Genomic DNA, 23521 nt, shown 5'->3' with positions numbered 1-23521 from the left:
CGCTAGTCGCCCAGGCCGGGCTGCAGCTGCCGCAGGCGGTTCATCGCCATCGCGGCGGCGGCCGTGCGCGTCTCGACGCCGAGCTTGGCGAACACGCGCTCCAGGTGCTTCTTCACCGTCGCCGGGCTGGCGCCGACGATGTCGGCGATGTCGCGGTTGATCTTGCCCTTGGCGGCCCAGTAGAGCACCTCGGCCTCGCGCGCGGTGAGCTTGAACGCCAGGCTCATCGCCTCGAGCGCGGCGGCATCCGAGGTCTCGCGCATGACGATCAGCCAGTGGCCGCCCTCCTCGTCCAGGCCGATCTGCTGGTGCAGCCGGAAGGTGAGCCGCCGCGGCCCCTGCTCGATCGCCAGCCGGGGCGGCTCGACCAGCCGCATGGCGTCGTCCAGGTGGCGGCGCAGCCACGCCAGCACGGGCGCCGGCGCCTGCGGCCCGCACGGCCCGTAATAGGTGTGCAGCAGCTGCCGCGCCAACGGTGTCTGCCACAGCAGGCGGCCGTCGCTGGCGCGGATGGCCAGGCTGGCGTAGCCGAACGCGTCGAGCGCATTGCGCGTCTGCCGCGCCTGCCGCGCGCCCTGCATGTGCACGTTCATGCGCGCGAGCACTTCCTTGGGCTTGATCGGCTTGGTGACGTAGTCGACCCCGCCGGCGTCCAGCGCGGCGACCAGGTGCTCGGTCTCCGTCAGGCCGGTCATGAAGATGATCGGGATGTGCGCGGTGCGGGCCCCGGCCTTCAGGCGCCGCGCCACCTCGAAACCGTCCATCCCCGGCATCATCGCGTCCAGCAGCACGATGTCGGGCACGGCCTGCTCCGCGCGCGCGAGCGCCGCGGCGCCGCTGGTGGCGACCAGCACGGTGTAGCCCGATTCGTCCAGCGCGTCGTGCAGCACGGCCAGGTTGTCCGGCACGTCGTCGACGACCAGGACCACTTCGGCACTGGCGCGGTCGGGCAGGCCGTTCATGGCGCCGCCCCCTGCGGCGCGACGCCGTCGAGGCGGCGTGCCAGCGCGTCGAACTGGAAATTGCGCGCCAGCTCGCGCAGCGAGCGGCAGAACGCCGCCGCGTGCGGCTGGGCGGCCTCGATCGCATCGAGTTCGTTCAGCACGCCGCGCGGGTAGCCCAGCTGCACGAGCCGCGCCAGCGATTGCAGCGCGGCCGCGTCGGGCAGCGGCGCGTCGCCGGCCGGAGGGCGCGCCAGCGGTGCCGGGGTGCTGGCGGCCGGCAGCCACTGCAGCGCCAGCGCGCGCTGCAGCCAGGCGAGCAGGTCGGTGTGCCGCACCGGCTTGACCAGGAAGTCCTCGGGCCGGATGCCCGCGTCGTTGTCCAGGCCCTTGTCGAAGGCGTTGGCGGACACGATCGCCACCTGCGCCCGCAGGGGCCGCAGGCGCCTCGCGCGGCGCAGCGTCTCCCAGCCGTCGATGCCGGGCATGGCCAGGTCGAGCAGGATGGCATCGGGGTCGAGGCCGGCGGCCAGCAGGTCCAGCGCGTCGTGGCCGCTGGCCGCCGTGCGCAGCTCGAAGCCGAGCGGCTCGAGCAACTGCGCCAGCAGCTCGCGGTCGGCCTCCTCGTTGTCGACGACCAGCAGGCGGCGGCGCGGCCCGGCGTACCCGCCCGGCTTCAGCACGGCGGCGGCGGCGTCGCGCTGCGCGTGCACGTGCGGCAGGAACAGGCGCACGCGGAACACCGAGCCGCGGCCCGGCTCGCTCTGCACCGACAGCTCGCCGCCCATGAGGTCGGTCAGCATCTTGGCGATGGTCAGGCCCAGCCCGGCGCCGGGCGCGAGCCGGCCGCTGCCCTCGCCGCGCGCGAACGGCTCGAACACCTGGGCGATCTCCCGCGCCGCCATCCCCGGCCCGGTGTCGGCCACCTCGATGTCGGCCATCTCGCGCGCGTGGCGCACGCGCAGGGCCACGTGGCCCTCGGCCGTGAACTTGACCGCGTTGCCCAGCAGGTTGATCAGGATCTGGCGCACGCGCTTCTCGTCGGCGCGCACGACCTCGGGGATCGCGCCTTCCACCTCGAACCGGAAGCCCAGCCCCTTGCCCGCGGCCTGCAGCTCGAACAGGCCGGCGACCTCGTGCACGCAGTCGGCAAAGCGCATCGGCTGGAGGTCCAGCTTGAGCTTGCCGGCCTCGATGCGGGCGATGTCCAGCGTGCCCTCGATCAGCGACAGCAGGTGTTCGCCGCCGCGGCGGATGACGTGGACCGCCTGCCTGCGCTGGGGCGGCAGCTGCGCGTCCTCCGCCATGAGCTGGGCGTAGCCGAGGATGCTGTTGAGCGGCGTGCGCAGCTCGTGGCTGATGGCGCCGATGTAGCGGGTCTTGGCCTGGTTGGCCAGTTCCGCCGCGCGCCGCGCCTCGTCGGCCACGCGCTTGGCCTCCTGCAGGGCCTCGTCGGTCTGGCGGTGCGAGTCGATCTCCTGCATCAGCCGGTGCGTCTGGCGGTTCGACTCCTCCTGCGCGACCTGCCGGCTCTTGTGCGCGAGCACCAGCCACCAGGCGACGATGCCGGCGATGACCAGCAGCGCGAAGAACGACTTGCTGAAGCCGGCGCGCAGCGCCTGCCGCGCCACGCGCGCAGCCTCCGGCGCCATCGCCTCCAGCACCCGCAGCTCCTGGTGGTACAGCAGCGCGAACACGGACGCCAGCAGCGGCACCACCACCAGCATCAGCAGCAGGAAGTGCGCAAGGCCCGTGTCGATCCAGGGCCAGGCCGCGCGCGGCAGCAGCGAGCGCAGCGCGGACGACCATTGCCAGGCCAGCCGCGCCTGCGGCTTGCAGGTGTCGCCGCAGCGCGCGTCGAGCGTGCAGCACAGCGAGCAGATGCAGCCCTGGTAGGCCGGGCAATGCGCCATGTCGGGGGCCTCGTACTCGCGCTCGCAGACCACGCAGCGGTGCACGCCCGTGACCGCTGGCGCCAGCGGGCGGGCCAGGTAGTAGCGCCCGCCCGTCCACCAGGCGATCGCGGGCGCGGTGACGAACGCCACGCCCATCGCGATCAGGGCGGAGAACGCCTGCGCCGCCGCGCCGAACGCGCCCAGCCAGGCGGCGACCGACAGCGCCGAGGCCAGCGCCATCGCGCCGACCCCGACCGGGTTGATGTCGTACAGGTAGGCGCGCTTGAACTCGATGCCGCGCGGCGACAGCCCCAAGGGCTTGTTCACCACCAGGTCGGCCACCACGGCCATGATCCAGGCGATGGCCACGTTGGAGTACAGCCCCAGCACGTCGCCCAGCGCCTGGAACACGTCCATCTCCATCAGCATGAACGCGATGAGCGTGTTGAACACCACCCAGACGACGCGCCCCGGGTGGCTGTGCGTGAGGCGCGAGAAGAAGTTGGACCAGGCCAGCGACCCCGCATAGGCGTTGGTGACATTGATCTTCAGCTGCGAGACGACGACGAAGACCGCGGTCGCCGCCACGGCCCAGCCGTCGTGGGGGAACACGTATTCGTACGCCGCCAGGTACATCTGGTTCGGATCGACCGCCCGGTCGGCCGGCACCATGTGGCTGATGGCCAGCCAGGCGAGCAGCGCGCCGGCGAGCATCTTCAGCACGCCCAGCAGCACCCAGCCCGGCCCGCCCGCCAGCACGCCCAGCCACCAGCCCCACCGGTTGGCCGCCGTGCGCTGCGGCATGAAGCGCAGGTAGTCGGCCTGCTCGCCCATCTGCGTGATCAGCGCGATGCCCACGGTGAGCGCCGCACCGAAGCCGTGCAGGTCGAAGCCCGCCGCCCCGCTTTTCTCCCCGGCGTAGTGCACGACGCCGGAGAACGCCCCAGGATCGCGCGCGAGCACGTAGGCGAAGGGCACCACCAGCATCACCAGCCACACGGGTTGCGTCCACACCTGCAGCCGGCTGATGGCCGACACGCCGTGCGTGACCAGCGGGATCACGGCCAGCGCGCAGGCCAGGTAGCCCCAGGCCGGCGGGATGCCGAGCGCGAGTTCGAGCGCGTAGGCCATCACGGCCGCCTCGAGCGCGAAGAAGATGAAGGTGAAGGAGGCGTAGATCAGCGAGGTGATCGTGGAGCCGATGTAGCCGAACCCCGCCCCGCGCGTGAGCAGGTCCATGTCCACGCCGTGGCGCGCGGCATAGATGCTCACCGGCAGGCCGGCGCCGAAGATGATCAGCCCGGTGGCCAGGATCGCCCAGAGCGCGTTGGCGAAGCCGTACTGCACCAGCAGCGTGGCGCCCACCGCCTCCAGGACCAGGAACGAGGCGGCCCCGAACGCGGTGTTGGCGACCCGGAAGGTGGACCACCGGCGAAAGCGCAGCGGCGCGTAGCGCAGCGCGTAGTCCTCCATGGTCTCCCGGGCGACCCAGCTGTTGTAGTCGCGGCGCACCTTGGCCACCCGCTGGGGCGGCTCGGCCGGCACGATGGGGATCGCCTGGGTCACGGCGGCAATGTGCAGGTTCCGTGCCCAGCGGCAGGCGGCCCGGCACGACCCTTGCACTAAGATGAATCGACCACCCCCGGCACCGCCATGGAACTCACGCCGCGCGAGAAAGACAAGCTGCTGCTCTTCACCGCCGCCCTGCTGGCCGAGCGGCGCAAGGCGCGCGGGCTCAAGCTCAATTACCCGGAGGCCGTGGCGCTGATCTCGGCCGCGGTGATGGAAGGCGCGCGCGACGGCCGGACCGTGGCGCAGCTCATGAGCGAGGGCCGCGCGGTCCTCACGCGCGCCGACGTGATGGACGGCGTGCCGGAGATGATTCCCGACATCCAGGTCGAGGCGACCTTTCCCGACGGCACCAAGCTGGTCACCGTCCACCAGCCGATCGTCTGAATCCCCAGGAGGCAACCCATGTCCAGGCTCTTCACCACCTCCGCCGTCCTGGCCTGCGCCGCCGCAACGGCGCAGGCCCACGACGGCCACGGCCTCGCCGGCAGGCACTGGCACGCCACCGACACGTTCGGGCTGGTGCTGTTCGCGGCCGTCGCCCTGCTGGCCGTCTGGTTCACCCGCGGCGGCAAGTGATGGCGGTGATCCCCGGCGAACTGCTCGTCGACGAGGGCGAGCACGCGCTCAACCCCGGCCGCCGCACGGTGACGCTGGTGGTTCGCAACACGGCGGACCGGCCGATCCAGGTCGGCTCGCACTACCACTTCGCCGAGACCAACGCGGCGCTGGACTTCGACCGCGCCGCCGGCCGCGGCATGCGGCTGAACATCGCCTCGGGCACGGCGGTGCGGTTCGAGCCGGGCCAGCAGCGCACGGTGGAACTGGTCGACTACGCGGGCGAGCGCGCGGTGCACGGCTTTCGCGCCCAGGTGCAGGGGAAGCTGTAGATGGCGACGATCGGCCGCCGCGCCTATGCGGAGATGTTCGGGCCCACCACGGGCGACCGGGTTCGCCTGGCCGACACCGACCTGGTGATCGAGGTCGAGGACGACTACACCCTGCGCGCGGGCGGCTACGGCGAGGAGGTGAAGTTCGGCGGCGGCAAGACCATCCGCGACGGCATGGCGCAGTCGCAGCGCACGCGGGGCGGCGACGGGGACCCGCGAGACGGCACCGCGGGCGCCGTGGACTGCGTGCTGACCAATGCGCTGGTCCTGGACCACTGGGGCATCGTCAAGGCCGACATCGGTCTGAAGGACGGGCGCATCGCCGCCATCGGCAAGGCGGGCAACCCCGACACGCAGAGCGGCGTGGACATCGTCATCGGCGCGGGCACCGAGATCGTCAGCGCCGAAGGGTGCATCGTCACCGCGGGCGGCATCGACAGCCACATCCACTTCATCTGCCCGCAGCAGGTCGAGGAGGCGCTGGCCTCAGGCATCACCACCATGTTCGGCGGCGGCACCGGCCCGGCCACGGGCACCTTCGCCACCACCTGCACGCCGGGGCCGTGGAACATCCAGCGCATGCTGCAGGCGGCCGATGCGTTCCCGATGAACCTGGGCTTCATGGGCAAGGGCAACGCCAGCCGGCACGCGCCGCTGCGCGAGCAGATCGACGCCGGCGCCATCGGCCTGAAGCTGCACGAGGACTGGGGCACCACGCCCTCGGCCATCGACACCTGCCTGGACGTGGCCGACGCCACCGACACGCAGGTGGCGATCCACAGCGACACGCTCAACGAGTCGGGGTTCGTGGAGAACACCATCGCGGCCACGCGCGGCCGCTCGATCTGTGCCTTCCACACCGAGGGCGCCGGCGGCGGCCATGCGCCGGACATCCTGCGCGTGGTGGGCGAGGCCAACTTCCTGCCCTCGTCGACCAACCCGACGATGCCCTACACCGTCAACACGCTGGACGAGCACGTCGACATGCTGATGGTGTGCCACCACCTGGACCCGGCGATCGCCGAGGACCTGGCGTTCGCCGAGAGCCGCATCCGCAAGGAGACCATCGCGGCCGAGGACATCCTGCACGACCTGGGCGCCATCAGCATGATGTCCAGCGACTCGCAGGCCATGGGCCGCGTCGGCGAGGTCATCCTGCGCACCTGGCAGACGGCGCACAAGATGAAGGGGCAGCGCGGCAAGCTGCCCGGCGACGGCGAGCGCAATGACAACTTCCGCGCCAGGCGCTACGTGGCCAAGTACACGATCAACCCGGCCATCGCGCACGGCATCAGCCACGAGGTCGGCAGCATCGAGCCGGGCAAGTGGGCCGACCTGGTGGTGTGGAAGCCGGCGTTCTTCGGCATCAAGCCCGCGCTCATCCTCAAGGGCGGCAGCATCGCGATGGCCGCGATGGGCGACCCCAACGCGTCGATCCCGACGCCGCAGCCGGTGCACTACCGGCCGATGTTCGGCGCCTTCGGCGGCGCGCTGGCCAGGGGATCGATCACCTTCGTGTCGCAGGCCGCGCTGGATGCCGACGTCGGCCGCCGCTACGGGCTGGGCAAGCTGCTGTCGCCGGTGCGCAGCATCCGCCAGGTGCGCAAGCAGCACCTGGTGCACAACGACTATGTGCCGACGATGGAGATCGACCCGCAGACCTATGCCGTGCGGGCCGACGGCCAGCTGCTCACCTGCGAGCCGGCCCGGGTGCTGCCGATGGCGCAGCGCTACTTCCTGTTCTAGGCTTCGCCCATGCTGACCATCTCCAAGTGCCTGCCGGGCGGCCACGGGCTCGCCCCCGTGCTGCTCAGGCGCGCCGCGACCGTCGAGCTCGACTGGGACGTGCGGCAGAAGAGCCGTTTCGAGGCGGCGGATTCGCAGGGGCGCGCGCTCGGCGTGTTCCTGCCGCGCGGCACCCTGGTGCGTGGCGGCGACGTGCTGGTGGCCGAGGACGGCTCGCTGGTGCGCGTGCTGGCCGCGGCGCAGCCGGTGCTCAAGATCACGCACTGCGCGCAGCACGGCACGCCCTTCGACCTGCTGCGCGCCGCCTACCACCTGGGCAACCGGCACGTGCCGATCGAGCTGCAGCCGGGCCACCTGAAGATCGAACCCGACCACGTGCTGGCCGACATGCTGCGCGGCATGCACCTGATCGTGCAGGAGGTGACGGAGGCGTTCGAGCCGGAGGGCGGCGCGTACGGCGCCGGGCCCTCGCACGGTGCTGCGGCGCACGGCCACCACCACGCCCATGGCCACGATCACGATCACGATCACGGCGGCCACGGCCATGACCACCATGACGGTCCCGGGCACGCGCAGTGACGCCGCGCTGCTGCGGCTGGTCTGGCTGGCCTCGCCGGCGCTGCCGGTCGGCGGGTTCTCGTACTCCGAGGGGCTGGAGGCCGCCGTCGAAGCGGACCGGGTGCGCGACGAGGCCAGCGCGGGGGACTGGCTCGTCGACCAGCTGCACCTGGCCCTCGCCGAGTCCGACCTGGCCGTGGTGGCCCAGGCCGTTGCGGCCTTCCGCAGCGGCAACACCGCGCGCGTCGACGACCTGGACCGGTGGGTGCGGCGCACGCGCGAGACCAGCGAAGCGCGCCTGCAGACCGAGCAGATGGGCCGCTCGCTGGGCGACTGGGCGCGCTCGCTCGATCCTGCCGCGCCCGCCGCCGCGCAGACCTATCCCGTGGCGTTCGCCCGCGTCGCCGCCGCGATCGAGGCGCCGGTGCGCGACATCGTGCTGGCGTTCGCCTTCGGCTGGGCCGAGAACATGGTGCAGGCCGCGGTGAAGGCCGTGCCGCTGGGCCAGGGCGCCGGGCAGCGCATCCTGCAGCGCCTGGCCGGCGCCATCCCGGCCGCGGCCGACCACGCGCTGGCGCTGCGCGACGAGGACCGCCAGGCATTCACGCCCCTGCTCGCCATCCTGTCGGCTCGCCACGAAACCCAGTACTCCCGCCTCTTCCGCTCATGACCGCCACCGCCCTGCACCACATCCCCCGCCGCACCCGGAAGCTGCCGCCGCTGCGCGTGGGCATCGGCGGGCCGGTCGGCTCGGGCAAGACGACGCTGCTCGAGATGCTGTGCAAGGCGATGCGCGACCGGTGGGACCTGGTGGCGATCACCAACGACATCTACACCAAGGAAGACCAGCGGCTGCTCACCGTCAGCGGGGCCTTGCCGGCCGAACGCATCCTGGGCGTCGAGACGGGCGGCTGCCCGCACACCGCCATCCGCGAGGACGCGTCGATCAACCTGGAGGCGATCGACCGCATGCTCGAGCAGTTCCCGGACGCCGACATCGTGTTCGTGGAAAGCGGCGGCGACAACCTCGCGGCGACCTTCAGCCCCGAGCTGAGCGACCTGACGATCTACGTGATCGACGTCGCCGCGGGCGAGAAGATCCCGCGCAAGGGCGGCCCCGGCATCACCAAGAGCGACCTGTTCGTGATCAACAAGACCGATCTCGCGCCGCACGTGGGGGCCGACCTGGCGGTCATGGAGGCGGACACCCGGCGCATGCGCCGCGACAAGCCCTACGTGATGACCAACCTGAAGACGCTCGCCGGGGTCGGCGAGGTCGTGGCGTTCATCGAGCGCAAGGGCCTGCTGGCCGCCTGAGCGGCCCCGCCCCAGGTCACCGCGTCAGCGGCGGTTGAAGTTCGCGGTCACCGCCTTGTTGCCGTCCATCGGCACGACGCAGGTCGTGCTCGTCCCCGTGCACGCGCCGCTCCAGCCGGCGAAGACCGCGCGTCCGACCGCGCGGGCGGTCAGCGTCACGTTGGTCCCGGCGTTGAACGAGGCCGTGCAGGTGCTGCCGCAGCTGATCCCCGCCGGGCTGCTGGTGACCGAGCCGTTGCCCGCGCCGGCGCCCGCCCTGGTCACCGTGAGCGTGTAGCGCGTGACCGCGACCGGCGTGATGGTGAACGGCAGCGCGTTCGATGCCGGGGCGCCGGTGTTGACCACCGTCACGTTGGCCGTTCCCGCGGCCGCGACGTCCCCGGCGGCGATCTGCGCGCTCAGCTGGGTGCTGCTGCCGAACGTGGTGGGCCGGGCGGCGCCGTTCCAGTTGACCGTCGCGCCCGAGAGGAACCCGCTGCCGGTCAGCGCCAGGTTGAAGCCCGGGCTGCCCGCGACCGCGGTGTTGGGCGTCATCGACGACAGGCTGGCGGCCGGGACGGCGGGCGCGGCGCCCAGCTGCACGAAGGTGCCGATGGAGGGCACGCCGGTCGAATTGACCACGAACAGCAGGTAGTGGCCGGGCGGCGCGGCGTTGGCATTGCCGGGCGCGGTGATGCTCACCGTGCCGGAGCCGGGGGTGAACTGCAACGTGTTCAAGCGCTGGTTCTCGTCGAAGGCATGCGTCACCGACGCAATGCGGATCAGCGTCACCTTGGCGATGCTGGCCGACTGGTCCGTCTGCACCGTGAACTGCTGCCCGTAGCCGATCGCCGTCGGCGCGCCCGTGAGGCTGGGCCGCGGGCCCTTGAACAGGTAGGGCGGCGCGTACACCTCCGGCACCAGCTGGCCGTTGCCGCCGGTGACGAGCACGCGCCCTTCCGGCAGAAGTGTTGCCGACGAGTGGTAGATGCGCGTGATGGTGGCGCTGGCCATCGGGGTGAAGGTCTCGGTCGCGGGGTTCCAGATCTCCGCCTGGTAGACCGGCGTGGCGCCGTTGTTGAAGCCCGCGCCGTAGGTGCCCCCGGTCACCAGCACCGTGCCGTCCGGCAGCGCCGTGGCGTTGTGCTGCCGGCGCGCGACGGCCATGGGTGCCACCGTGCGCCAGCTCGGACTGGCCTGGTTCAGGTCAATCACTTCGGCGGTGTTGGTGGGCGGGTCGCCGCCGCCGATCACGACCACCTTGCCATCGAGCATGACCGCCGAGCCGTACGTGCGCTCACCGAAGGCGCGGTTGGCGATGACGGACCACTGCCCGGTACCCGAGGTGTCGAGCGACCGCGTGGTCTGGGTCGGCGCGACGTCCACCACGCGGCCGTCGGGCGCGAGGAACATCATCGGGTAGAGGTATTGCTGCAGCTGCGCGTTGGTGAGGCTGCGCCAGTTGTTGGTGGCGCGCTGGTACACCTGCGGCAGCGGGTTCACGCCGACGGTGGTGTCGATGTCGCCGGAGACGACGAGCGCGTCGCCGTTGCCCAGCGTGGTCACGTTGGGGTACCAGCGGCCGGCGTTCATGTCCGGCGCCCGGGACCAGGCGTTGGCCGTCGGGTCGTACAGGCTCGCGCTGGGCAGCCCGACGTTGTTGGCGATGTGCCCCCCGGCCACGAACAGCTTGCCGTCGGGCAGGAAGGCGTGGCCGGCGCAGAACAGGTCGTAGCCGGCCTTGGGCACCAGCGACAGGTTCTGGGTCGCCGGGTCCAGGATGCGCGCGTCGTCGCCGCTGACGCCGCCGTTGCTGGCGTCGCCGGGCCAGATCATGACCTTGCCCGTGGGCAGCAGGTGGCTGTGCACGGGAAAGAACGGCAGCGCCGCCCAGGTTTCCCAGGCCCCCACCTGGCTGTTGGCATGGGCGGCCAGGCCGCCCAGGGCCGCGCAGGCCGCCAGGACGGCGCCGCGCAGCAGGCGATGCAGGGGTGAGAGGGCAGCCATGTCAGCCTCCGGTGGGAACGAGCATCACGACACGGATCGGCAACTCGTGGTCGTGCTGCCCGTCCTCGCCCGGCTCGTGGCCGAGCGCGATGATCACGCCCTGGTTGTTGATGCCGACCGCCTTGGTGAGGACGACGTTCGGCACCGCGGCCAGCGCGCTGAGGTCCTGCAGGCCGCCGGCGGCGGTCCAGATCACCGCGCGCATTCCCGCGGCGCTGTCCGACGAGCCGACCACGGTGCCTGCGTCGTTGGCGCCGAACGCCTGGCTGAACGCGCCGCCGGGCAGCACGCCCAGGTCGAGCGGCGATCCGCCGGCGGGCCACAGGGTCGCCCGGCGCACTTCGGCCGGCGTGGCCGAGTAGCCCACCACGTCGCCGCGCGCGTTGACCCACGCGGCCTCGCTGGCCTGGAAGCCCGGCAGGGCGCCCAGCGTCGTCACCTGGCCGACCGCGGGCCACAGCGTGGCCCGGCGCTCGGCGGCCGAGCCCACCACGCCAACGATGTCGCCGCGCTCGTTGATGCTGTAGGCGCGGTTGGCCGTGCCCGCGGCGCCGGCCAGCGCGGCGGGCTGGCCGGCCGCCGTCCAGGTGACGGCGCGCTCGCCATCGGGCCCGCTCGAGTAGCCGACGGCCGTGCCGGCATTGTTCACGGCAAAGGCCGCGCTGGCCGTGTCGCCCGGCAGCGGCGCCAGTTCGCGGCCGCCGCCGGTGCGCGTGGTGGCGAAGGCGCGGGTCGCGGCCGCCGTGTTGGCGGCGCCGACCAGGGCCCCGAGATCGTTGGCGCCGAGCACGTTGGAATAGTCGCTGCCGGGCAGCCCCGGCACGTTCAGCACCGTCCCGCGGTCGAACACCAGGCCCTGGCGGGCCGAGCCGGGCTGGCTGATGCGCCCGCCCCCGACGGCCGTGCCGGCCAGGTTGGGACCGCGCACCACGACCGAGGTGCCCTGGGCCAGCGTGGCGAGGTCGACCGCGTTGAAGCCGGCGGCGAACACCTGCCCGGCCAGCGCCGCCCCGGCCGCGAGCGCCGCGACGCGCAGCGCTGCGCGGCGACGCGCAGTTCGTCTTTCCATGCTGCACCTCCTCTGGTGAATCGGGAGAACGAGTTCACCGTAGGCGCGCGACTGACCACCGGCAATGGTGCGATGGTCCCGGCCCCCCTGGCCGGAAGGTCCTAGGGAACTAGAATCCCGCGTCCGGGAAGCGTGGCAGAGTGGTCGATTGCACCGGTCTTGAAAACCGGCAACGGGCAACCGTTCGTGAGTTCGAATCTCACCGCTTCCGCCAGCACGGCAGGCCCTGGCCGGCACCCCGCTTCGGCGCCGCCCGCCTCGCACCCTCGCATCGATCCGCGACGCGACCCGGTCCGCGGACCGAGATCAGAAAACCCACGTGCGATCGCGTCCCGCGCGCCGCGCAACGACATCGCGGACGGACTTCTCGCTCTTGTCGGCACTTCGACCGATCGGCTTGCGGATGAGCTTGGCTCGGGGGCCTGCTCGGGCACAATGCCGCGCGTGAGCTACCACGACGTGCTGCGCGCCGCCCTCGATCGCGGCGCGTCCCTGCCCCAGGCGCTGGAGTGCCTGCGCGCCAGCGGTGCCTCGCCCGCCGAGGCCGCGGCGACCGTGCACCAGGCGACCGGCATGCCGGTGGAGCAGGCGCGGCAGGCCGTGGCGCAATCGCGCGCCTGGCATGGCCCGCGCTCCGGCGCCCAGCCGGCCGCCACGGCGCGCGAGTGGCACGGCGCGATCGGCCAGCATGGCCGCTCGGGTCACGGCGCGGCCAGTGTGCTGCCGCATCTGGTGCGCCAGGCCCAGAGCCACACGTCGGGCGACGGCCCCTCGCGCTGACCCGCGCGCCCGGGCTCAGCGCCCGTGCGAGGCCTTGCCGATGTACTCGCGCACCTTCTCCGCGCGATCGCCCACCGCCTGCACGGCTTCCTTGATCCGCTCGGGCGTGGTGTCCAGGCTCCTGGCCCAGTCGCGCAGTTCGTAGTCCTCGTGCACGTTGATTCGCTGGCGATCCTGGCCGCCGCTCTTGGTCTTGTCGTCCGACATGGTGCTGCTCCTTTCCAGTCGATGAGCCATCGTGCGCCGCGTGCCGTGCGGCCCGCGTAGGACGCGGCAGACAGCGCGGGTGCGCGCTGCCCGGCAGCAAGGCGGCCTCACCCCGGCAGGAACAGCGCCTGCAGGTCGCTCAGGAAGTCGAAGCCGTGCTCGGTCGGGCGCACCCAGCCGGCCTCGCGCTCCAGGAAGCCGCGGCGCTGCGCTTCGGCCAGCGGCTGCTCGATGGCGGACAGCGGCAGGCCGGTGCGCTCGAAGAAGGACTGCAGCGCGAAACCGTCACGCAGCCGCAGCGCGTTGAGCATGAACTCGAACGGCAGCTGGGCGCGGGGGACCTCGTCTTCCTGCGCCACCGCGCGGCCGGCCAGCGCGTTCTGCATGTACAGGGCCGGGTCGCGGTAGCGCACCTGGCGCACGACGCGGTGCGCGAAGCTGAGCTTGCCGTGCGCGCCGGCGCCGATGCCCAGGTAGTCGCCGAACTGCCAGTAGTTCAGGTTGTGGCGGCACTGGTGGCCCGGCTTCGCATAGGCCGACACCTCGTAGCGCTCCAGCCCCGCGGCGGTCGTCATCTCGGTGATGCGGTCCAGCATCGCGTACGCGAGGTCGTCCTCGGGCAGCACCGGCGGGAACTTGGCGAACAGCGTGTTCGGCTCCACGGTCAGGTGGTACACGGACAGGTGCGGCGGCATCAGCGACAGCGCCTGCGACAGGTCCCGCTCGAGCAGGTCCAGTGTCTGGCCCGGCAGGGCGTACATCAGGTCGAGGTTGAAGGTGTCGAAGGCGAGCGCCGCCTCCTCGGCGGCCGCGATCGCCTGCGCGCTGTCGTGCACCCGGCCGAGCGCGCGCAGGCGCTCGTCGTCGAAGCTCTGCACGCCGATGGACAGGCGCGTGATGCCGGCGTCCCGGTAGCCGCGGAAACGGTCCTTCTCGAACGTGCCGGGGTTGGCCTCCAGCGTGATCTCGCACTGCGGCTCCAGCCGCAGCCGCGCCCGCAGGTCGCCCACGAGGCGCGCGATCGCCTCGGGCGTGAACAGGCTGGGTGTGCCGCCGCCGATGAAGATGCTGTGCACCGTGCGGCCCCACACGAGCGGCAGCGCCGCCTCCAGGTCCGCGAGGACGGCGTCGAGGTAGCGCTGCTGCGGCACCTCGCCACGCGCCTCGTGCGAGTTGAAGTCGCAGTACGGGCACTTGCGCAGGCACCAGGGCAGGTGGACGTACAGCGACAGCGGCGGCAGCGCCGGCAGCTGCAGCAGGCCGGGCCGCATGTAGTGCGCGATGTCGGGTGCCGGCGCGCTCACAGCCAGCGCTCCTGGATCAGCGCCATCATCTGGCGCGCCGCCTGGCCGCGGTGGCTGTTGGCGTTCTTCACCTCGGGCGGCAGTTGCGCGAAGGTCTTGCCGAACGCCGGGATGAACATCACCGGATCGAAACCGAACCCATGCTCGCCGAGCGGCGCCTGCGCGATCTCGCCGGCGGCCCGGCCGACGGCCACCAGCGGCTCGGGGTCGTCCGGCGAGCGCACCGCCACCAGCGTGCTGACCAGCGCCGCGCGCCGGTTGTCGACGCCGCGCATCTGCTCCAGCAGCGCGCGGACGTTGTTGTCGTCGCCCTTCGGATAGCCGAACTGCGTCGCGTAATAGGCGGTGTCCACGCCCGGCAGGCCGCCGAAGGCGTCCACGCACAGGCCGGCATCGTCGGCCAGCGCCGGCAGCCCGCTGTGCCGCGACGCGTGCCGGGCCTTGGCGAGGGCGTTCTCGAGGAAGGTGCGGAACGGCTCGTCCGCCTCGGGGATGCCGAGGTCGCCCTGGCGGACGAGCTCGACGCCCAGCGGCGCGAACATCGCCTGCAGCTCGGCGAGCTTGCCGCGGTTGTTGGAGGCGAGGACGATGCGCGAAACCATGGGACCGGCATTGTCGCCGCGCGCGGCGAAGCCGGCCGCGCCGCCGCGCGCCGGCCTCAGCCGGCCAGGGCCTTTTGCTGCAGCGCGACCAGCTCGCCGATGCCCTTGTCGGCCAGGCGCAGCAGCTGGTCCATCTCGGCGCGGGTGAACGGCACGCCCTCGGCCGTGCCCTGCACCTCGACGAAATGGCCGGCGCCGGTCATCACCACGTTCATGTCGGTGTCGCAGGTGACGTCCTCGACGTACTCGAGGTCCAGCAGCGGCGTGCCTTCGACGATGCCCACCGAGATGGCCGCCACCGGGCCCGTGATGGGCGAGGCCACCAGCTTGCCCTGCGCCATCAGCTTGGTGACGGCATCCTGCGCGGCCACGTAGGCGCCGGTGATCGCGGCCGTGCGCGTGCCGCCGTCGGCCTGCAGCACGTCGCAGTCGAGCTGGATGGTGCGCTCGCCGAGCTTCCTGAGGTCGAACACCGCCCGCAGCGAGCGGCCGATCAGGCGCTGGATCTCCTGCGTGCGGCCGCTTTGCTTGCCGCGTGCCGCCTCGCGGTCGCCGCGGGTGTGCGTGGCGCGCGGCAGCATGCCGTACTCGGCCGTCACCCAGCCCTCGCCGCTGCCGCGCTTGTGCGGGGGCACCTTGTCCTCGACCGAGGCGGTGCACAGCACGCGCGTCTGGCCGAACTCGATCAGGACCGAACCCTCGGCATGGATGGTGTAGCCGCGCGTGATGCGCACGGGCCGGAGCTGGTCGGCCGCGCGGCCGCCGGTGCGGATGAATGTGGTCATAGGGACGGGATCTTAGGGGCGCGCGCGCCCCGCCCCGCCAAAGGCGTCAGCCCTTGCGGGCGGCGGAGCGGCGGATCGCCTCGTTGATCTCGGCGATGGAGCGCTCGATGGCGGCGTCGTCCAGGTCGTCGATCAGGGTGTCGAGCACGCCGGCCTGGATGGTGGAGGCGAACACGCCGTCGGAGATGCTGTCGGTGGACACGCCGTGGGTGGACTCGAAGACGTCGGGCGTCTCCCACTCCAGCGCGATGACGGTGACGTTGTCGCCGGTGGGCCCGCCGGTGCGCAGCGCCGACTCCACCAGGTCGGGCACGGCGTCGGAGACCACCTTCGCGCTGAGCTCGCGCACGATGTCCGCGTCGGTGACCGAGCTCCACAGGCCGTCGGAGCAGAGCAGCAGCTTGTCGCCCTCCTGCAGCGTGACCGGTCCGGTGACGTCGAACACCGGCTTGCTGGGCGAGCCGAGGCAGGTGAACAGGATGTTGCGGTTGATCTGCTGCATGCGCACCACGCCCGAGCTGTGTTGCTCCAGGTACGAGTGGTCGCGCGTGCGGGTGAGCAGCTCGCCGCCGCGCACCACGTACAGGCGCGAGTCGCCGCAATGCACCCAGGTGGCCGAGTTGCCCTGCAGGATGGCCGCCACCAGCGTGGTGCGGGGCGTGTCGAGCATGCCCTTCTCGCCCGCGTAGCGGATGATCTGGTGGTGCGCCGCCATCAGCGCCACCGACAGGAACTCGATCGGGTCGCGCACCAGCGGGCGCGCTTCCTTCTGGTACAGGGCCGAGACGGTCTGCAGCGCCAGCTGGGCGGCCACTTCGCCCTCCGGATGGCCGCCCATGCCGTCGGCCAGCACGAACAGGCCCGACTCCCGCGTGTAGCAGTAGCCCATGCGGTCCTCGTTCTTCTCGCGGCCGCCGCGCCGGCTGATCTGGAAGACGGAGAATTTCATCGTGCCCTCCCGGCTGGCGCAGCCGCCCGCGCGCACCGGAGGCGGCGGGCCGGCAGGCGATGGGTGGGAAGGCGCATGCTCACTTGCTCTTCACGCCCGGGGCCGTCTTGCGCCGGCCGTCGGCCACCATGTTGTCGAACTGCAGCCGCATCTTCTCGCCCACGCTCAGCTTGGTGTAGCGGCGCTCGCCTTCACGGCTGAGCTCCTTTTGCAGCGCGAACACCGACTGCGGGCGCGACAGCGGATCGAGCGACATGCACCACTCGACCACCTCGATCAGGTTGTCCGAGTAGACCCCCCGCAGGCGCGACAGGGCCAGCGCCAGGCGGTCCTTCTCGAGGCGCTGCGGCGCGTCGTTGGGTGGGTAGCCCTGCATGCAGGCGTAGATGCAGGCGCCGATGGCATAGATGTCGGTCCAGGGCCCCATCGACGAATCGCGCCGGTACATCTCCGGCGCGGCGAAGCCCGGCGTGTACATCGGCCGGATGAAGTTGCCTTCCTTGGACAGCACCTCGCGGGCGGCGCCGAAATCGATCATCACCGCCTTGTTGTCGTCGGTGATGAAGATGTTGGCCGGCTTGATGTCCAGGTGCAGCATCTTGTGCTGGTGCACGATGCGCAGGCCGCGCAGGATCTCGTCGAACAGCGACCGGATGGTCGACTCGCGGAACACCTTCTGCTTCTTCAGTTCGCGGGCGGTGATGATGAAGTCCTGCAGGGTGCCCCCCTCCAGGTAGTTCATCACCATGTAGACGGTCTCGTTCTCGCGGAAGAAGTTCAGCACGCTCACGACCGAGGCGTGCGAGATCTGGGCGAGCGAGCGGCCTTCCTCGAAGAAGGACTTCAGGCCCAGGCGGTAGAGGGAGAGCTTCTCGGGCTGCACCTGCGGCAGCAGCTCGCCGGGGGCCCGGCTGGCCAGGGACGCGGGCAGGTATTCCTTGATGGCGACCTGCTGCCCCTCGTTGTCGACGGCCAGGTAGACGACGCCGAAACCGCCGGCCGACAGCTTGCGGACCACGCGGTAACCGCCGATGACGGTGTCCGGTGGCAGGGGCGCTGGCTTGACCTTTGACATAATTTGAGAAGCAGGGCCCGACTGTGCCCTATCCTTGATCCCGCAACATCCCCAAGAGTCGATGCCAGTTTACAGCATGACCGGCTACGCCAGCGGCCAGCACAGCATGGCGCAGGCCGCGCCCGGTCACGATCTGCGGCCCGCCGCGCATGGCCGGCTCGGCCTGGAGATCCGCTCCGTCAACAGCCGTTTCCTCGACCTGTCGTTCCGCCTGTCGGAGGAATTGCGCCAGCACGAGCCCGCCCTGCGCGAGCTGCTGCAGGGCCGCCTCAAGCGCGGCAAGGTCGAAATCCGGGCCGGCGTCGAGTCCACGACGGCCGACGCGGTGCGCGAGCCCTCGGCCCGCGTGCTGCAGCGCCTGGCCGCCGTGCAGGACCACGTGCGCACCTGGCTGCCGGACGCCCGCGCCCTGGGCGTGGCCGACGTGCTGCGCCTGGGCACCACCGAGGAAGCCACCTCCGCCGACCTGGGCGAACCGCTGCAGGCGCTGGCCGCCCGCACCCTGGACGACCTGCTGGCCGCCCGCGAGCGCGAAGGAGCCCGGCTGGCCAAGATGCTGCTGGGGCACCTGCAGCAGCTGCGCGAACTCGCCCAGCAGGCCGCGCCGCTGGTGCCGCAGCTGGTGGAGCAGCAGCGGGCCCGCTTCCTGGAGCGCTGGAACGAGGCGATGGGCCTGGCCGAAGGCACGGCCTCGCCCGAGGCCGCGCAGGACCGCGCCCTGACCGAAGCGACGGCGTTCGCCATCCGCATCGACGTGGCCGAGGAGCTGACCCGGCTGGCCGCCCACATCGAGGAGATCGATCGCCTGATCCGCAAGGGCGGCGAGATCGGCAAGCGGCTGGACTTCCTGATCCAGGAGCTGCACCGCGAGGCCAACACGCTCGGCTCCAAGTCGGCCGCCCTGGAACTGACCCGCATCTCGGTGGACATGAAGGTCCTGGTCGAGCAGATGCGCGAGCAGGTCCAGAACGTCGAATGACCATGGACACGATGGACTACCCCGGCAACCTGTTCGTCGTCGCCGCCCCCAGCGGCGCCGGCAAGTCCAGCCTGGTCAAGGCCCTGCTGGAGCTGGACTCGCAGGTCCAGCCCTCCGTCTCGCACACCACCCGCCCGCCGCGCGGGCAGGAAAAGCACGGCCGCGAGTACTTCTTCGTCTCCACCGAGGAATTCGACCGGATGGTGCTGGGCGACGCCTTCGTCGAGTGGGCGCACGTGCACGGCCAGCGCTATGGCACCTCCAAGCGGGCGATCGAGGAGCGCATCGCCCAGGGCGCCGACGTGATCCTGGAGATCGACTTCCAGGGCGCGCTGCAGATCAAGCGCATCTTCAACAACGCCGTCCTGGTGTTCATCCTGCCGCCCAGCTGGGAAGAGCTGCGCTCGCGCCTGGAGCGTCGCGGCGAGGACGCGCCCGCCGTCATCGACCTGCGGCTGGCCAATGCCGCCGAGGAGATGGCCAAGGCGCCGCAGTTCGACTTCGTTATAATCAACGAGCTTTTCGAACGAGCGCTTTTCGACCTCAAAGCCATCGTTCACGCCCAGCGGCTGAAGTATTCCGCCCAGCGCCGGGCCCGGGCCGACACCTTCAAGGCCCTGAACATCCCCTGAACAGCGAGAAAGCCATGGCCCGCATCACCGTTGAAGACTGCCTCGAGAAGATCCCGAACCGCTTCCAGCTGGTTCTGGCCGCGACCTACCGCGCCCGCATGCTGAGCCAGGGCCACGCGCCCAAGATCGAGAGCAAGAACAAGCCGGGCGTCACCGCCCTGCGCGAGATCGCCGACGGCAAGGTCGGCCTCGAAATGCTGAAGAAGGTGCCCGGCTGACGCCTGCCCGGCCCCGATTCCCTGCGAAAAGGCACCGCATCGCGGTGCTTTTTCTTTGGCCCTCGTCCCGGGCCCGCCGCTGCGGCTACAGTTAGGGCGTGAGTGCCGTGCTTCCCACCGCGACGGGTCCTGGCCAGCGCCCCACCCCCGCCCTGCCGAGTCCCGCAGCGGTCAATGCCGCGGCGGCCAGCTTTGCCGCGCTCACGGCGCGCCTGGACTACCTGGAGCCGGCCGACATCGAGCAGGTGCGCCAGGCCTACCGCTTCGCCGACGAGGCCCATCTCGGGCAGATCCGCGCCAGCGGCGAGCCGTACATCACGCACCCGATCGCCGTGGCCGCGCAATGCGCGGAGTGGAAGCTCGATGCCCAGGCCCTGATGGCCGCCCTGCTGCACGACGCGATCGAGGACTGCGGCGTCACCAAGCCCCAGCTCATCGAACGCTTCGGCGCGCCGGTGGCCGAACTGGTCGACGGGCTGACCAAGCTTGACAAGCTGCAGTTCAACACGCGCGAGGAAAGCCAGGCCGAGTCGTTCCGCAAGATGCTGCTGGCGATGGCGCGCGACGTGCGCGTCATCCTGATCAAGCTGGCGGACCGCACGCACAACATGCGCACGCTGGACGACGTGCCGCGCGAGAAATGGGCGCGCACGTCGAGCGAGACGCTGGACATCTACGCGCCCATCGCGCACCGCCTGGGCCTGAACCAGACCTACCGCGAACTGCAGGAGCTGGCCTTCCGGCACCTGCAGCCGTGGCGCCACAAGATCCTGGACAAGGCCGTGGCGCGCGCGCGCAGCCGCCGCCGCGACCTGATCCAGAAGGTGCAGCGCGAGCTCGAACAGGCGTTCGAGGCCTCGGGCATGAAGGTGCGCATCGCCGGGCGCGAGAAGACCCTCTACTCCATCTACCGGAAGATGGACGAGAAGCACCTGTCGTTCGCGCAGGTGACCGACATCTACGGCTTTCGCGTGATCGTGCCCTCGATCACCGACTGCTACACGGCGCTGGGCGTCCTGCACCAGATGTACAAGCCGGTGCCGGGCCGCTTCAAGGACCACATCGCGATTCCCAAGGTCAACGGCTACCAGTCGCTGCACACCACGCTGGTCGGCCCGTCCGGGGTGAACGTCGAATTCCAGATCCGCACCGAGGCGATGCACGTGGTGGCCGAATCCGGCGTGGCGGCGCACTGGCTGTACAAGGCCAGCCAGCCGGACAGCGACAACGCCGAGCGGCTGGGCACCAAGTGGCTGCAGTCGCTGCTGGACATCCAGCACGAGACGCGCGACGCGGCCGAGTTCTGGGACCACGTCAAGATCGACCTGTTCCCGGATGCCGTGTACGTGTTCACGCCCAAGAGCCAGATCATGGCCCTGCCGCGCGGGGCCACGGTGGTGGACTTCGCCTATGCGATCCACAGCAACATCGGCGACCGCACCGTGGCCGCCAAGATCAACAGCGTGCAGGTGCCCCTGCGCACGGAACTGAAGAACGGCGACGTCGTCGAGGTGGTCACCGCCGCGGTGTCGACGCCCAATCCCGCCTGGCTCGGGTTCGTGCGCACCGGCCGCGCCCGCTCCAAGATCCGCCACCACCTGAAGACCCTGGCGCAGGCCGAGTCGCAGGAGCTGGGCGAGAAGCTGCTGACGCAGGCCCTGCGCGCGGAGGGCCTGCAGAAGCTGCCGCAGGACAACGAGGAGCACCACGCCCTGTGGGAGAAGCTGCTTCGCTTCACCGGCAACCGCACGCGGGCCGAGCTGCTCACCGACCTGGGCCTGGGCAAGCGCATCGCCGGCATCGTGGCCAAGCGGCTGATGACGCTGATGACCGAGCGCGGCGAGAAGCCCGACGCGCTGCTGATCACGCGCGAGCGCTACACGGCGCACGAGAACGTCTCGCAGGGCAGCGTGGTGCTCGATGGCAGCGAGAACGCCTCGGTGCAGTTCGCCGCCTGCTGCCGCCCGGTGCCGGGCGACCCGATCGTGGGCTACCTCGGCCGCGGGGAGGGCCTGGTCGTGCACCTGGAGGACTGCGCGGTCGCCCGCCGGCTGCAGCACAAGGACAGCGAGCGGTTCATCGGCGTGGAGTGGTCCGACGAGCCGGTGCGGCCGTTCGAGACCAGCGTGATGGTGACGGTGCAAAACTCAAAGGGGGTGCTGGCCCGCGTCGCCTCGGCGCTGGCCAGCGTGGAGGCCGACATCACCCACGTCGACATGGACGACGAGCGCGCCCAGGACGCCACCGACCTGCGCTTCCTGGTCGCGGTGCGCGACCGGGCGCACCTGGACGCGGTGATGCGCACGCTCAAGCGCACGCCGTCCGTGATGCGCGCGCAGCGCCTGCGCGCCGGCCGCTCAGGCGGTTGACGCCGCCGGCGCCGGGTAGCGCACTTCCAGCACCTCGATCTCCTGCACGCCCGCGGGCGTGACCAGCTTCACCGCGTCGCCCTCCTGGGCCTTGAGCAGCGAGCGCGCGATCGGGGAGATCCAGCTCACCTGCCCGTGCAGGCTGTCGGCCTCGTCGATGCCGACGATGGTGATGGTGCGCTCGGCGCCCGACGCCTCGGCATAGGTGACCGTGGCGCCGAAGAAGACCTGCGTGTGCCCGTGGTGCAGCGACGGATCCGTGACCTCGGCGATCTCCAGCCGCTTGGTGAGGAAGCGGATGCGGCGGTCGATCTCGCGCAGGCGCTTCTTGCCATAGAGGTAGTCGCCGTTTTCCGAGCGATCGCCGTTGCTGGCCGCCCAGTGCACCACCTCGACCACCTTGGGCCGCTCCTCGTCGATCAGCTGCAGCAGCTCGCCGCGCAGCCGGGCGTAGCCCTGCGGCGTGATGTAGTTGCGGCCGCCGGCGGGCAACGCCGGCAGGACCTCGTCCTCGTCGTCGGTGTCCGTCTCGCGGGTGAACGCCTTGCTCATGGCGCAAGGATAACGGCCGCACCATGCCGGTGTTCGCTGCGCCGTCCTACAGCGGCATGCGGCATCGGCCCCCGCTGGCTCGGCAGCGGCGCACGGATCATGCGGTCTCACGGAGGCCCGCATGATCAACGCCACGCTCGAAGGCCGCCACCGGCGCCGCAGCCCCCACTCGGAGCGCGTGCACCGAAACCCGATCGGCCAGGAGTGCCTCCCCCCGATGCAAGTCGTCTCCTACAGGGGCCGCTGTGATCGCCTGACGATGGGCCACGGCATCGTTCCCAACAATCAGCGGTGATGATGAACCAAGCAGTATCGACAGCGCGCCGGGCGCGCGGGAGCGCGTTTCCATGAGCGTTGCCACGCAGACCACGGGTGCCGCCGCGGCCCAGCAGGGCGCGGGACGCCGTCCGCGCACGAACGCCGAGGCCGCCCGCTACAGCGTGCTGCGCCGCCTCGGGCCGGCCCTGAAGCACGACATGGTCGTGAACCTGCAGGCCGTGGCCATGATGGCCGAAGTGCTGAACGCCCGGATGGAAAAGGGCATGCCCTCGCCCGCCGAGCTCGAGCGCAGCATCTCCAAGATGAACCGCCTGGCCCGCGACGGCGTGGCGGCCTGCCTGAAGGTGGCGGCCTGGATCTCGCCGTCCGAGGACGAGACGGTGCGCCTGCGCGACGGCGTGGACGAGTGCGTCTCCCTGCTTCGCAGCAGCTTCAATTTCCGGGGCTGCACGCTGGCCAACGAGGTGCCGGAATCCGAGTTCGAGGTCTCGCGCGTCGCGGCGCGCCACTTGGTCGCGGCCTCGCTGCTGTCGCTGGCCGACGCCGCGGCGGGACCGTGCGATCTGGTCATCACCGCGGAGATCTCGCCCGGCTTCGCCGTCCTCACCGTGCGCTGCACCCCTCGCAGCGCGGAGGAAGCGCTGGGGGTCGATGCGCTCCAGTCCAGCTACCGCGCGGTGGACTGGAACGACGTGCAGGCCCTGGCGCTGGCCGAGGGCATCGAGCTGTTCCGCACGCAGGACCAGATCGTCATGCGCATCCCGCGCATGGTCGCCAACTCGCCGCTGCAGATCGCGCCGCTCTGAGCGGCGCGCCCTG

The 23521-nt window shown here is 71.3% G+C and carries 25 protein-coding genes and 1 tRNA gene; 15 read left to right on the top strand and 11 right to left on the bottom strand.

Features of this window, described 5'->3' with window-relative positions; genetic code table 11:
* Positions 1-2 precede the first annotated feature (2 nt).
* Both AC3ANR_RS04015 and AC3ANR_RS04010 read right to left on the bottom strand, forming a co-directional pair.
* Positions 3-962 (bottom strand): response regulator, encoded by a 960-nt coding sequence (locus tag AC3ANR_RS04015; protein ID WP_488290585.1) that lies wholly within the window; start codon positions 960-962, stop codon positions 3-5.
* Positions 959-4309, bottom strand: coding sequence for a hybrid sensor histidine kinase/response regulator (locus AC3ANR_RS04010; protein ID WP_488291749.1), 3351 nt, complete (start codon positions 4307-4309; stop codon positions 959-961). Before AC3ANR_RS04010 ends, AC3ANR_RS04015 begins: the two co-directional genes overlap by 4 nt.
* 180 nt (positions 4310-4489) lie before the next feature.
* Here AC3ANR_RS04010 and AC3ANR_RS04005 point away from each other — a divergent pair, with 180 nt between their 5' ends.
* The 7 genes from AC3ANR_RS04005 to ureG are packed head-to-tail and all read left to right on the top strand — an operon-like array spanning position 4490 to position 8916.
* A complete protein-coding gene (locus AC3ANR_RS04005) occupies positions 4490-4792 on the top strand; it encodes an urease subunit gamma (protein WP_488290584.1) in 303 nt (100 codons plus the stop codon).
* Positions 4793-4810: 18 nt separating this feature from the next.
* Positions 4811-4984, top strand: coding sequence for a hypothetical protein (locus tag AC3ANR_RS04000; RefSeq protein WP_488290583.1), 174 nt, complete (start codon positions 4811-4813; stop codon positions 4982-4984).
* 5 nt (positions 4985-4989) lie between these two features.
* Positions 4990-5295 (top strand): urease subunit beta, encoded by a 306-nt coding sequence (locus AC3ANR_RS03995; RefSeq protein WP_488291748.1) that lies wholly within the window; start codon positions 4990-4992, stop codon positions 5293-5295.
* On the top strand, positions 5296-7041 hold the full coding sequence (gene ureC / locus AC3ANR_RS03990; RefSeq protein WP_488290582.1) for an urease subunit alpha: 1746 nt from the start codon (positions 5296-5298) through the stop codon (positions 7039-7041).
* Between the two features lie 9 nt (positions 7042-7050).
* Complete coding sequence (gene ureE, locus AC3ANR_RS03985) at positions 7051-7620, top strand: urease accessory protein UreE (RefSeq protein ID WP_488290581.1); 570 nt, start codon at positions 7051-7053, stop codon at positions 7618-7620.
* Positions 7547-8269 (top strand): urease accessory protein UreF, encoded by a 723-nt coding sequence (locus AC3ANR_RS03980; RefSeq protein ID WP_488290580.1) that lies wholly within the window; start codon positions 7547-7549, stop codon positions 8267-8269. The genes ureE and AC3ANR_RS03980 overlap by 74 nt, the downstream gene beginning before the upstream one ends.
* The gene (ureG, locus tag AC3ANR_RS03975) at positions 8266-8916 is read left to right on the top strand and encodes an urease accessory protein UreG (protein WP_488290579.1); all 651 of its coding nucleotides are present in this window, start codon (positions 8266-8268) and stop codon (positions 8914-8916) included. The genes AC3ANR_RS03980 and ureG overlap by 4 nt, the downstream gene beginning before the upstream one ends.
* A gap of 24 nt (positions 8917-8940) precedes the next feature.
* Here ureG and AC3ANR_RS03970 read toward each other — a convergent pair whose 3' ends face one another.
* Together AC3ANR_RS03970 and AC3ANR_RS03965 are read right to left on the bottom strand one after the other, a co-directional pair.
* Positions 8941-10902, bottom strand: coding sequence for a galactose oxidase-like domain-containing protein (locus tag AC3ANR_RS03970; protein ID WP_488290578.1), 1962 nt, complete (start codon positions 10900-10902; stop codon positions 8941-8943).
* Between the two features lies 1 nt (position 10903).
* Positions 10904-11971: a hypothetical protein gene (locus AC3ANR_RS03965; RefSeq protein WP_488290577.1), complete on the bottom strand. Its 1068-nt coding sequence runs from the start codon at positions 11969-11971 to the stop codon at positions 10904-10906.
* A 126-nt stretch (positions 11972-12097) separates the two neighbouring features.
* Between AC3ANR_RS03965 and AC3ANR_RS03960 the strand changes: the two genes are divergently transcribed.
* A tRNA-Ser gene (locus AC3ANR_RS03960) sits at positions 12098-12185 on the top strand.
* 230 nt (positions 12186-12415) lie between these two features.
* The gene (locus tag AC3ANR_RS03955; RefSeq protein WP_488290576.1) at positions 12416-12751 is read left to right on the top strand and encodes a hypothetical protein; all 336 of its coding nucleotides are present in this window, start codon (positions 12416-12418) and stop codon (positions 12749-12751) included.
* A gap of 15 nt (positions 12752-12766) precedes the next feature.
* On the opposite strand, the gene AC3ANR_RS03950 is transcribed toward AC3ANR_RS03955, so the two are convergent.
* The 6 genes from AC3ANR_RS03950 to AC3ANR_RS03925 all read right to left on the bottom strand — a co-directional run bounded on the left by AC3ANR_RS03950 (position 12767) and on the right by AC3ANR_RS03925 (position 17673).
* Positions 12767-12958 carry a DUF3606 domain-containing protein gene (locus AC3ANR_RS03950; protein ID WP_488290575.1) on the bottom strand — a complete coding sequence of 64 codons (192 nt, stop codon included), beginning with the start codon at positions 12956-12958 and terminating at the stop codon, positions 12767-12769.
* 107 nt (positions 12959-13065) lie between these two features.
* Positions 13066-14229: a radical SAM family heme chaperone HemW gene (gene hemW, locus AC3ANR_RS03945; RefSeq protein WP_488291747.1), complete on the bottom strand. Its 1164-nt coding sequence runs from the start codon at positions 14227-14229 to the stop codon at positions 13066-13068.
* 29 nt (positions 14230-14258) lie between these two features.
* Positions 14259-14864 carry a non-canonical purine NTP pyrophosphatase gene (locus AC3ANR_RS03940; protein ID WP_488290574.1) on the bottom strand — a complete coding sequence of 202 codons (606 nt, stop codon included), beginning with the start codon at positions 14862-14864 and terminating at the stop codon, positions 14259-14261.
* A gap of 56 nt (positions 14865-14920) precedes the next feature.
* Positions 14921-15649, bottom strand: coding sequence for a ribonuclease PH (gene rph, locus AC3ANR_RS03935; RefSeq protein ID WP_488290573.1), 729 nt, complete (start codon positions 15647-15649; stop codon positions 14921-14923).
* A gap of 46 nt (positions 15650-15695) precedes the next feature.
* Positions 15696-16598, bottom strand: coding sequence for a PP2C family protein-serine/threonine phosphatase (locus tag AC3ANR_RS03930; protein ID WP_488290572.1), 903 nt, complete (start codon positions 16596-16598; stop codon positions 15696-15698).
* Positions 16599-16677: 79 nt separating this feature from the next.
* Positions 16678-17673 carry a serine/threonine protein kinase gene (locus tag AC3ANR_RS03925; RefSeq protein WP_488290571.1) on the bottom strand — a complete coding sequence of 332 codons (996 nt, stop codon included), beginning with the start codon at positions 17671-17673 and terminating at the stop codon, positions 16678-16680.
* 61 nt (positions 17674-17734) lie between these two features.
* On the opposite strand from AC3ANR_RS03925, the gene AC3ANR_RS03920 reads away from it, so the two are divergent.
* From AC3ANR_RS03920 to AC3ANR_RS03905, 4 genes are all read left to right on the top strand, one after another.
* A complete protein-coding gene (locus tag AC3ANR_RS03920; RefSeq protein WP_488290570.1) occupies positions 17735-18652 on the top strand; it encodes a YicC/YloC family endoribonuclease in 918 nt (305 codons plus the stop codon).
* Positions 18653-18663: 11 nt separating this feature from the next.
* Complete coding sequence (gene gmk, locus AC3ANR_RS03915; RefSeq protein WP_488291746.1) at positions 18664-19284, top strand: guanylate kinase; 621 nt, start codon at positions 18664-18666, stop codon at positions 19282-19284.
* Positions 19285-19298: 14 nt separating this feature from the next.
* Entirely contained in the window at positions 19299-19502 is a 204-nt protein-coding gene (rpoZ, locus tag AC3ANR_RS03910; protein WP_061496933.1) for a DNA-directed RNA polymerase subunit omega, read from the top strand.
* Positions 19503-19600: 98 nt separating this feature from the next.
* Positions 19601-21871, top strand: coding sequence for a RelA/SpoT family protein (locus AC3ANR_RS03905; protein ID WP_488290569.1), 2271 nt, complete (start codon positions 19601-19603; stop codon positions 21869-21871).
* On the opposite strand, the gene greB is transcribed toward AC3ANR_RS03905, so the two are convergent.
* Positions 21860-22423, bottom strand: a complete 564-nt coding sequence (gene greB / locus AC3ANR_RS03900) for a transcription elongation factor GreB (protein WP_488290568.1) — start codon at positions 22421-22423, stop codon at positions 21860-21862. The genes AC3ANR_RS03905 and greB overlap by 12 nt on opposite strands.
* A 121-nt stretch (positions 22424-22544) precedes the next feature.
* Between greB and AC3ANR_RS03895 the strand changes: the two genes are divergently transcribed.
* Together AC3ANR_RS03895 and AC3ANR_RS03890 are read left to right on the top strand one after the other, a co-directional pair.
* On the top strand, positions 22545-22718 hold the full coding sequence (locus AC3ANR_RS03895; protein ID WP_488290567.1) for a hypothetical protein: 174 nt from the start codon (positions 22545-22547) through the stop codon (positions 22716-22718).
* Positions 22719-22770: 52 nt separating this feature from the next.
* Positions 22771-23508, top strand: coding sequence for a hypothetical protein (locus tag AC3ANR_RS03890; RefSeq protein ID WP_488290566.1), 738 nt, complete (start codon positions 22771-22773; stop codon positions 23506-23508).
* Positions 23509-23521: the final 13 nt, after the last annotated feature.

The organism is Ramlibacter sp. JJN2-2R (genome assembly GCF_057747835.1).
Note: the sequence above shows the minus strand (reverse complement) of the source record. Positions and strands in the feature narration are given on the sequence as shown.

Excerpts from the sequence above, each read along its gene's own strand:
- AC3ANR_RS04015 (WP_488290585.1), bottom strand. The coding sequence starts at position 962 with ATGAACGGCCTGCCCGACCGCGCCAGTGCCGAAGTGGTCCTGGTCGTC.
- AC3ANR_RS04010 (WP_488291749.1), bottom strand. The coding sequence starts at position 4,309 with ATGGAGGACTACGCGCTGCGCTACGCGCCGCTGCGCTTTCGCCGGTGG.
- AC3ANR_RS04005 (WP_488290584.1), top strand. The coding sequence starts at position 4,490 with ATGGAACTCACGCCGCGCGAGAAAGACAAGCTGCTGCTCTTCACCGCC.
- AC3ANR_RS04000 (WP_488290583.1), top strand. The coding sequence starts at position 4,811 with ATGTCCAGGCTCTTCACCACCTCCGCCGTCCTGGCCTGCGCCGCCGCA.
- ureC (WP_488290582.1), top strand. The coding sequence starts at position 5,296 with ATGGCGACGATCGGCCGCCGCGCCTATGCGGAGATGTTCGGGCCCACC.
- ureE (WP_488290581.1), top strand. The coding sequence starts at position 7,051 with ATGCTGACCATCTCCAAGTGCCTGCCGGGCGGCCACGGGCTCGCCCCC.
- AC3ANR_RS03980 (WP_488290580.1), top strand. The coding sequence starts at position 7,547 with ATGGCCACGATCACGATCACGATCACGGCGGCCACGGCCATGACCACC.
- ureG (WP_488290579.1), top strand. The coding sequence starts at position 8,266 with ATGACCGCCACCGCCCTGCACCACATCCCCCGCCGCACCCGGAAGCTG.
- AC3ANR_RS03970 (WP_488290578.1), bottom strand. The coding sequence starts at position 10,902 with ATGGCTGCCCTCTCACCCCTGCATCGCCTGCTGCGCGGCGCCGTCCTG.
- AC3ANR_RS03965 (WP_488290577.1), bottom strand. The coding sequence starts at position 11,971 with ATGGAAAGACGAACTGCGCGTCGCCGCGCAGCGCTGCGCGTCGCGGCG.
- AC3ANR_RS03950 (WP_488290575.1), bottom strand. The coding sequence starts at position 12,958 with ATGTCGGACGACAAGACCAAGAGCGGCGGCCAGGATCGCCAGCGAATC.
- hemW (WP_488291747.1), bottom strand. The coding sequence starts at position 14,229 with ATGCGGCCCGGCCTGCTGCAGCTGCCGGCGCTGCCGCCGCTGTCGCTG.
- AC3ANR_RS03940 (WP_488290574.1), bottom strand. The coding sequence starts at position 14,864 with ATGGTTTCGCGCATCGTCCTCGCCTCCAACAACCGCGGCAAGCTCGCC.
- rph (WP_488290573.1), bottom strand. The coding sequence starts at position 15,649 with ATGACCACATTCATCCGCACCGGCGGCCGCGCGGCCGACCAGCTCCGG.
- AC3ANR_RS03930 (WP_488290572.1), bottom strand. The coding sequence starts at position 16,598 with ATGAAATTCTCCGTCTTCCAGATCAGCCGGCGCGGCGGCCGCGAGAAG.
- AC3ANR_RS03925 (WP_488290571.1), bottom strand. The coding sequence starts at position 17,673 with ATGTCAAAGGTCAAGCCAGCGCCCCTGCCACCGGACACCGTCATCGGC.
- AC3ANR_RS03920 (WP_488290570.1), top strand. The coding sequence starts at position 17,735 with ATGCCAGTTTACAGCATGACCGGCTACGCCAGCGGCCAGCACAGCATG.
- gmk (WP_488291746.1), top strand. The coding sequence starts at position 18,664 with ATGGACTACCCCGGCAACCTGTTCGTCGTCGCCGCCCCCAGCGGCGCC.
- rpoZ (WP_061496933.1), top strand. The coding sequence starts at position 19,299 with ATGGCCCGCATCACCGTTGAAGACTGCCTCGAGAAGATCCCGAACCGC.
- greB (WP_488290568.1), bottom strand. The coding sequence starts at position 22,423 with ATGAGCAAGGCGTTCACCCGCGAGACGGACACCGACGACGAGGACGAG.
- AC3ANR_RS03895 (WP_488290567.1), top strand. The coding sequence starts at position 22,545 with ATGATCAACGCCACGCTCGAAGGCCGCCACCGGCGCCGCAGCCCCCAC.
- AC3ANR_RS03890 (WP_488290566.1), top strand. The coding sequence starts at position 22,771 with ATGAGCGTTGCCACGCAGACCACGGGTGCCGCCGCGGCCCAGCAGGGC.